The following is a 6686-nucleotide window of genomic DNA, read 5'->3' on the forward strand; positions in this document are numbered from 1 at the left end:
GACCGACGCCAAGACCGGCATCCGCAGCCTGATCGAGGTCGACCTCTGGGAGATCTCGGTGGTGACCTTCCCGATGCTGCCCGAGGCGCGGGTCGAGGCGGTGAAGAGCCGCGACCGCGCGATGCTGCTCGACGCGATCCGCCGCGCGACCGCGGCGATGCGGGTGGAGCGATGATGATGGCAGAGCTATGTTTGGCCGAGACCGGGGCCTCAGAGAGGCGGGAGTTCTCGAGCGATGAAGAAGGTCGATGTCACCAAGCTGTCGGTCGACGAACTGGTCGAACGATATGCGGCCATAAGCGTTGCCCAATACCAGGCGGAAGACAACGACAACATCAGCAAATACAACCGCCTCGTCGACGACCTCATTGCGGCACAAGCGGAGTTGAAATCGCGCGCCGGCGATCAGCGCATCGCACTGATGAAGCTCTATGACCACCCCAACATGCAGGTCCGCTTGAATGCCGCGCACGCGACGCTCGGGGTCGCGCCTGAGGCGGCCAGGGCGCTGCTGCTCGCTATCCGGGAGTCGCGGTGGATGCCGCAGGCCATGCAGGCCGGGATGTCGCTTCGGAACCTGGAGAACGGCGTCTATCGACCGGATTGAGTGATCCCGTTTTCGGCATTGACCGATGTGCCACAGGGGGCTGATGAGGAAGATGGCTTGCGGCGGCAGCATTCGCCTTCAAGGGGCCGACCTCCGAAAGATCTGGGACGGACAGGATCATCGTCGGCTGGAGTCGGGCAAGTTGATGCGATGAAGTCCACCTCCGTGCCGGTCCTCAACTCGCTGGTGTTTATTCGCGATCCGACGAATGTTGATCGGCTCGAAATCGACGGGATCGGGCGGGTGTGGTCGAGCGACTCCGCTGTTGCGGTCGGTTGCGTTCCAGACTGCGACGGCGACACCACGATCACGATCGGATGGGAGGACGAGGTCAGCCCGGACGCTGCGCTGGTCTTTGATGGCGTGTTGCCCACGCCAAGCGGAACAATCGTCGTGGAGACTGTTCCCGCCGTCACTGTCCTTGAAATGAATGGTGTGCCGGAGCGCACGCGCGTCAGGATCTGGACCGACGGCAGCCAAGCCACGGAAAGGGTCACGATCGGTCTCGGTTGATATGGGACAGGCGCGCTCGACGGCCTGTCGATAGGCTACCGCACGGTGCGCGGCCGGACCGACGCCAAGACCGGCATCCGCAGCCTGATCGAGGTCGACCTCCGGGAGATCTCGGTGGTCACTTTCCCGATGCTGCCCGAGGCGCGGGTCGAGGCGGTGAAGAGCCGCGACCGCGCGATGCTCACCGCCGCGATCCGCCGCGCGACCGCGGCGATGCGGGTGGGGTAGGGATTCTCGCGGATGGATGTAGACTGTGATCACCTGATGCGGCGGCTGGAGACTGTCGGATGACGCGACGAGCGACCAAGGGGATTGCAGCCATCATTGCCGTGGCGGCACTCGCCGCGACACCGGCCGCGGCCGAAAGCTTCAGGCTCACCTACACCTTCACATTCGGCGGCCTGCTCGAAGCGGACATCACCGGCGAATTGCAGGACGACGGCGACACCGTGATCGTCAGCGCCGTCGAGAATGCGCGGCTTGACGGCGTGGCCGGCCCTGCCCTGTCTTTCGTCACCAGCCTCGCGGACCTGGTCGACCGAACCGATCTCAACGAACCCGTCCTGACGCTGAGCGGCCTCGGCAACGACATCTCGGCCTGCTCCGACGACACCTGCGTGGCGGAGTTCATCACCCTCGACGGGGTCAAGCAGTTTCTCGGGACGCCGGGGATCTACACCTCCGCTGCGTTCGGCAACACGCTTTCGGGCGGCGTCAACGCGGCCGAAGAATACGATCCGGCGAATTACAGCCTCGAGCGGAGGTGAAGGCGGTTCTGGCCGCCGCCGGCGGAGCGTGTTGCCGGCCGGGCCCGGGTCGTGGCCGGCCGCGGATTCGGTGCGCCGTGCGCCGACATCGAGGCCGGGCGATGCCAACTCATCGCAGGCGATCTCTGGAAGATCGGTCGTCACCTTTCCGATGCCGCCGCCGAGCCGCGACCGGCGATGCGGGTGGGGTAGAGGCGATAGAGATCTCCGGGACGTGCTCGGACGAGCCGGTCAGGATGAGGGTCCCGGCGAGCACCGCGGCCGCACGGATTCCCGAATCGGTACGAGACAGGCGCGAGAGCCCGGGCCCGGTCAGCGCCGGGTGAATTGACAGACAGATTTGCGGGATTCCTCGACAATACCAGGGGGTAGCGGATACGAATTGATTATGTATATCATCTGGGTTGTGGGGGGGCGGCGCAACAGTTGACACGCGAACTCGGCGTTAACGAAGACGCCGGCAAAGTGAAGCGTCGCGGAATGCCATGATAGAATGGCGAAAGCTACGTGGATTGGTGAGGCCGGTCGTGTTGGTGTCGGCCGCTGCGCTGTTATGGGTCACCGGATCGCTCATCGTAGCCTTCCCGACGGAGGCGTTCACGTTGAAATTGAGCAGGATGATCACCACGTTCGCCACGAACGCAAAACACCCGTTTTCATTGATCGTCCTGATCTTCATCGACCTGGTGATCGTGGTGGTGTGCATCAGGGATCAGCGTGTCCGCGCCGGGATTACCCACTGGCTTGGCGCGATTCTGGTATGCTTCCTGATCTTCTTTGTCTCTGCGATGTGGGGACCGATCATGGCGCCCGGACAGGAAAAGAACTACGGCCTGTTTACCGGCTCCCTCGCTCTCCTCGCACTTGCCGTCGCGCGAGGTTTCACATATGCCGCTCCGCAACAGGCCACCCCTGTATCGGATCTGCCGATCCCCATGGATGGCGGGCGCATGAGCCCGTCGCATGATGACAATGACGGGGCCTAGGTGAGACATGATCTACATAGTCGCCGCACTTCTCGTTTTGATCTCCATCCTTCGGATCACATCGCCGAAGCGTTACGCTGTTCACGCATCTGTGGCGCAGGAATTGCCGCCCGAGGTGAAGGCCGAGGGGCGATGGTCGCCGGGATTCGTGCGGGACCAGAACGGCAAGCTCATGGACGTCACCGACATGTTCATCGGCCGCGCCGTTAGAGATTCGATGGCCGACCTCGGCATTCCGGATGGCGCCACGTTCTTGGGCACTTTCTTGTCGGCTGAAAACCGGGACGTCTTGAAACGCGGAGACATCGTTGTGGTCGACGGCAAGGCCGCGCATTCCGACACCGGTTTGAGATTGCGTCGGATTGACCGCATAGAAGAAGATGGGACGGTCCGGTTCCTGCCCGATAGCTATGGAAGGCCCAGGCGATCACGGCCGGTCGACGAGGTTCTGGCAAGAGTCACCCATGTGATCACCTCGGGCGACTCGCGGGGGTTTGTCGCCCGGCTGCTCTCCCATATCCCGGCCATTCGGCGCTGGTCGACTGCCGCGTAACCACGACGCCGCGGGGAGCTGCCCGCGAGCCAGGAACGGGGCGACTGGTATAGGAAAAAAATCCTTGACAGCGTGACGCTGGTCTGGCATGGTTTGGCTATCGTCGGAGAGGTGCGGATGAAGCGCGCTGCCTGACGTACGAACCAACAGCTTGAATCGCGGCCGGGTCCTCGCCCGGCCGTCTTGTTTCGGCGCGTGTGAGCACGGCCGTTTCGATCGATCAACAGAGGCCCACGGCCATCCCCGCTGTCGTCGTCCTCCGGCGCCACCGGAGGACCGGCCGGAGCGGGCGCATGCCTCTTCCAGGGATCGCGGGCGGAAAGCGATCCTCCGGTCAAGCCGGAGGATGACAGTGGCGCGTTCGGATGGGCGGAGCCACGCGGAGAGCCGCGGCGTTCCAGGTGGCCATGACCATCGTCTCAGCCGCGCATTTCCACCCCCGGGTCGGGCCTCTGGCCCGCCCGAGGGTAAACGCCAGCGGAATCCAGGTGCGGCAGAGGAAAGACCGGGTCCCCGCTGGAGCTTGTCGCCGGCTCGATCGGGGGCGGGGACGAGCGGGAAAGGGAACAGGCCTGCTGATTGCCGACGGGACCAATCCATGGCCTCGACAACCCGAACCCGAACCCTGGGCAGACGCTCGACCTGACGACCTCGCGCAACCGGCGGCCGGCGGTCGCGGGACGAATACGTGTGTGACGACCATCCAACGAAAGGACCAGTGACATGACCGACGTGGCAATGCCGGCGCCGGAGGCGAAGTCGGGAGACACCGACCTCGCCCGCGCCTTCGACAGCTTCCAGCGCACCTTCGAGACCTTCAGGCAGGAGAATGACGGCCGCATCGGCGAGATCGAGCGGAAGCAGAGCGCCGACGTGGTGACGGAAGAAAAGGTCGACCGCATCAACCAGGCGCTCGACGAGCAGAAGCGGGCGATGGACCAGTTCGTGTTGAAGGGCCGCCGGCCGCCGCTCGAGACCGGCGCCGGGCGCGTCGTCGCCTCGCCGGAGCACAAGGCGGCCTTCGAGGCCTATGTGCGCCGGGGCAACGAGGAGGCGCTGCGCGGCTTCGAGCAGAAGGCGCTCGCCGTCGGTTCGGACGGCGGTTACCTGGTGCCCGATGAGACGGAGCGGGAGATCGGCCGGCGGCTTGCCGCGGTCTCGCCGATCCGCTCGATCGCCAGCGTCCGCCAGGTGTCCGGCAACGTCTACAAGAAGCCCTTCGTGACCACCGGCGCGGTGACCGGCTGGGTCGGCGAGACCGCCGCCCGGCCCGAGACCACGGCGCCGGTGCTCGACGAGCTGCAATTCCCGGCGATGGAGCTCTATGCGATGCCGGCGGCGACGGGCGCGCTGCTCGACGACGCCGCGGTCGACATCGACGCCTGGATCGCCGAGGAGGTGGAGATCGCCTTCGCCACCCAGGAAGGCGCAGCCTTCGTCGACGGCGACGGCAGCAACAAGCCGACCGGCTTCCTCCAATATACGACGGTTGCCGAGGCTTCCTGGGCCTGGGACAAGATCGGCTACGTCATCACCGGCGCGGCCGGCGCCTTCGCCTCGTCCGATCCGGTCGACGACCTGATCGACCTGGTCTACGCGCTGAAGGCCGGCTACCGCCAGAACGCCCACTTCGTCATGAACCGCAAGACGCAAGGCGTGGTGCGCAAGCTGAAGGATGCCGACGGCAACTACATCTGGCAGCCCGGCAGCCAGCCAGGCGGGCCGGCGACGCTGATGAACTTCCCGATCGTCGACGCCGAGGACATGCCGGATATCGCCACCGACGCCTTCGCCATCGCCTTCGGCGACTTCCGCCGCGGCTACCTGGTCGTCGACCGGATCGGGGTGCGGGTGCTCCGCGATCCCTATACCGCCAAGCCCTACGTGCTCTTCTACACCACCAAGCGGGTCGGCGGCGGCGTCCAGGATTTCGACGCCATCAAGCTCATGAAATTCGGCACGGCCTGAGCCCCCGCGTCCCTCCCCAGGACACGTGCCGATAGGGCGGTCCCGCGCGCTTCGCGCGGGCGGGGCCGCCTGCTTTGCAATTTCACTGTCGTCCTCCGGCTTGACCGGAGGACCGTTCTCCTGATGCACGGCGGAGGTGGCGCGGGCGTGCCCGTGGTGGCTGCCGACGAGGCCCTGACCCAGGGTCCTCCGGTCAAGCCGGAGGACGACAGGTTGTGGTGGGTGGAAGGGGTGTGGCGCACCGCGTTCTTCCTGCCTGCCGAGCCGGACGAACGATCTTCACGCACATGGATAGGTGGATAATGACCGCAAGCCTGATCACCGGGCCGGCCGTCGAGCCGGTGTCGCTCGCCGACGTCAAGGCGCATCTGCGCCTCGATAGCGGCGACGAGGACGCGTTGCTGACCGCGGCGATCGTTTCGGCCCGCGTCCATGTCGAGAGCGCGACGCGGAGGGCGCTGATCGAGCAGGCCTGGCGCGTCTATTACGACGCATGGCCGCGGAAGCGCATCGTCCGGCTGCCGGTCGCGCCGCTGATCTCGATCGACACGGTGACGGTCTACGACTCGGCCGGCGACCCACAGGTCGTCGACCCGGACGACTACGAGGCCGACGTCATTGCCTCGCCGGCCCGGCTGGTGCTCGCCGCGACCGCGCCGACGCCGGTCGGCCGGGCGGTGAACGGCATCGAGATCGACGTCACCGCCGGCTATGGCGCGAGCTCTGTCGACGTGCCGGCGGCGCTCCGCCAGGCGGTGCTGATGCTGGTCGCCCACTGGTACGAGCATCGCGGCGCGGTCGGCCATGACCTCGCCGTGCTGGTCGCGCCGCTCGGCTTCGAGGCGCTGGTCGCACCCTACAGGATGCTGGCGCTGTGAGCGGGGGCGGCTTCGATCCCGGCCTGCTGCGCCATCGCCTCGTCATCGAGTCGGCAGCGGGGGCGCCGGACGGCGCCGGCGGCGAGGCGGTGACCTGGGACACGTTTGCGACGGTCTGGGCGCGGATCGCGCCGACGGCGAGCGGCGAGGAGATCGTCGCCGGGCATCTTTCCGGCATCGTCAGCCACACCATCACCATGCGCTACCGGGCTGACATCGCCGGCGGCATGCGCGCCCTCCATCGCGGCCGGATCTTCCGCATCCTGGTGGTCACCGACCCGGACGAGCGGCGGCGATACATCGTCGCCAAGGCGGAGGAGGAGGGACCATGACCGCGCTCGACCTGACCCGCGTCGGCCTGATCCGGGCGCTCGCGCCGGCGATCGACCGGGCGGTGGTTCGGCGAGCCGAGGC

The 6686-nt window shown here is 66.4% G+C and carries 9 protein-coding genes and 1 pseudogene; all 10 read left to right on the plus strand.

Features of this window, described 5'->3' with window-relative positions; translation table 11 throughout:
• The first annotated feature begins 19 nt into the window (after positions 1 to 19).
• The 10 genes and pseudogenes from KDJ86_RS19420 (at position 20) to KDJ86_RS19465 (ending at position 6604) form a co-directional block, all read left to right on the plus strand.
• A complete protein-coding gene (locus KDJ86_RS19420; RefSeq protein ID WP_521085322.1) occupies positions 20 to 175 on the plus strand; it encodes an HK97 family phage prohead protease in 156 nt (51 codons plus the stop codon).
• A 60-nt stretch (positions 176 to 235) separates the two neighbouring features.
• Positions 236 to 607, plus strand: a complete 372-nt coding sequence (locus tag KDJ86_RS19425) for a DUF2019 domain-containing protein (protein ID WP_291749725.1) — start codon at positions 236 to 238, stop codon at positions 605 to 607.
• A gap of 150 nt (positions 608 to 757) precedes the next feature.
• Entirely contained in the window at positions 758 to 1120 is a 363-nt protein-coding gene (locus tag KDJ86_RS19430; RefSeq protein ID WP_291749728.1) for a hypothetical protein, read from the plus strand.
• A 9-nt stretch (positions 1121 to 1129) separates the two neighbouring features.
• A pseudogene (locus KDJ86_RS19435) lies at positions 1130 to 1348 on the plus strand (HK97 family phage prohead protease); the annotation flags it as partial.
• A 59-nt stretch (positions 1349 to 1407) separates the two neighbouring features.
• Positions 1408 to 1887 (plus strand): hypothetical protein, encoded by a 480-nt coding sequence (locus KDJ86_RS19440; RefSeq protein WP_291749731.1) that lies wholly within the window; start codon positions 1408 to 1410, stop codon positions 1885 to 1887.
• A 527-nt stretch (positions 1888 to 2414) separates the two neighbouring features.
• Positions 2415 to 2873 carry a hypothetical protein gene (locus KDJ86_RS19445; RefSeq protein WP_291749733.1) on the plus strand — a complete coding sequence of 153 codons (459 nt, stop codon included), beginning with the start codon at positions 2415 to 2417 and terminating at the stop codon, positions 2871 to 2873.
• A gap of 7 nt (positions 2874 to 2880) precedes the next feature.
• On the plus strand, positions 2881 to 3426 hold the full coding sequence (locus KDJ86_RS19450; RefSeq protein ID WP_291749736.1) for a hypothetical protein: 546 nt from the start codon (positions 2881 to 2883) through the stop codon (positions 3424 to 3426).
• 723 nt (positions 3427 to 4149) lie between these two features.
• Positions 4150 to 5394, plus strand: coding sequence for a phage major capsid protein (locus KDJ86_RS19455; protein WP_291749739.1), 1245 nt, complete (start codon positions 4150 to 4152; stop codon positions 5392 to 5394).
• Between the two features lie 302 nt (positions 5395 to 5696).
• A complete protein-coding gene (locus KDJ86_RS19460; protein ID WP_291749741.1) occupies positions 5697 to 6272 on the plus strand; it encodes a head-tail connector protein in 576 nt (191 codons plus the stop codon).
• Positions 6269 to 6604, plus strand: a complete 336-nt coding sequence (locus KDJ86_RS19465) for a phage head closure protein (protein WP_291749743.1) — start codon at positions 6269 to 6271, stop codon at positions 6602 to 6604. Before KDJ86_RS19460 ends, KDJ86_RS19465 begins: the two co-directional genes overlap by 4 nt.
• Positions 6605 to 6686: the final 82 nt, after the last annotated feature.

The sequence above is a fragment of the Bauldia sp. genome, from assembly GCF_020442045.1.
GTDB lineage: Bacteria > Pseudomonadota > Alphaproteobacteria > Rhizobiales > Kaistiaceae > Bauldia.

Bases quoted from the DNA above. Each gene is read 5' to 3' on its own strand.
- KDJ86_RS19425 (WP_291749725.1), top strand. From the start codon at position 236: ATGAAGAAGGTCGATGTCACCAAGCTGTCGGTCGACGAACTGGTCGAA.
- KDJ86_RS19430 (WP_291749728.1), top strand. From the start codon at position 758: ATGAAGTCCACCTCCGTGCCGGTCCTCAACTCGCTGGTGTTTATTCGC.
- KDJ86_RS19440 (WP_291749731.1), top strand. From the start codon at position 1,408: ATGACGCGACGAGCGACCAAGGGGATTGCAGCCATCATTGCCGTGGCG.
- KDJ86_RS19450 (WP_291749736.1), top strand. From the start codon at position 2,881: ATGATCTACATAGTCGCCGCACTTCTCGTTTTGATCTCCATCCTTCGG.
- KDJ86_RS19455 (WP_291749739.1), top strand. From the start codon at position 4,150: ATGACCGACGTGGCAATGCCGGCGCCGGAGGCGAAGTCGGGAGACACC.
- KDJ86_RS19460 (WP_291749741.1), top strand. From the start codon at position 5,697: ATGACCGCAAGCCTGATCACCGGGCCGGCCGTCGAGCCGGTGTCGCTC.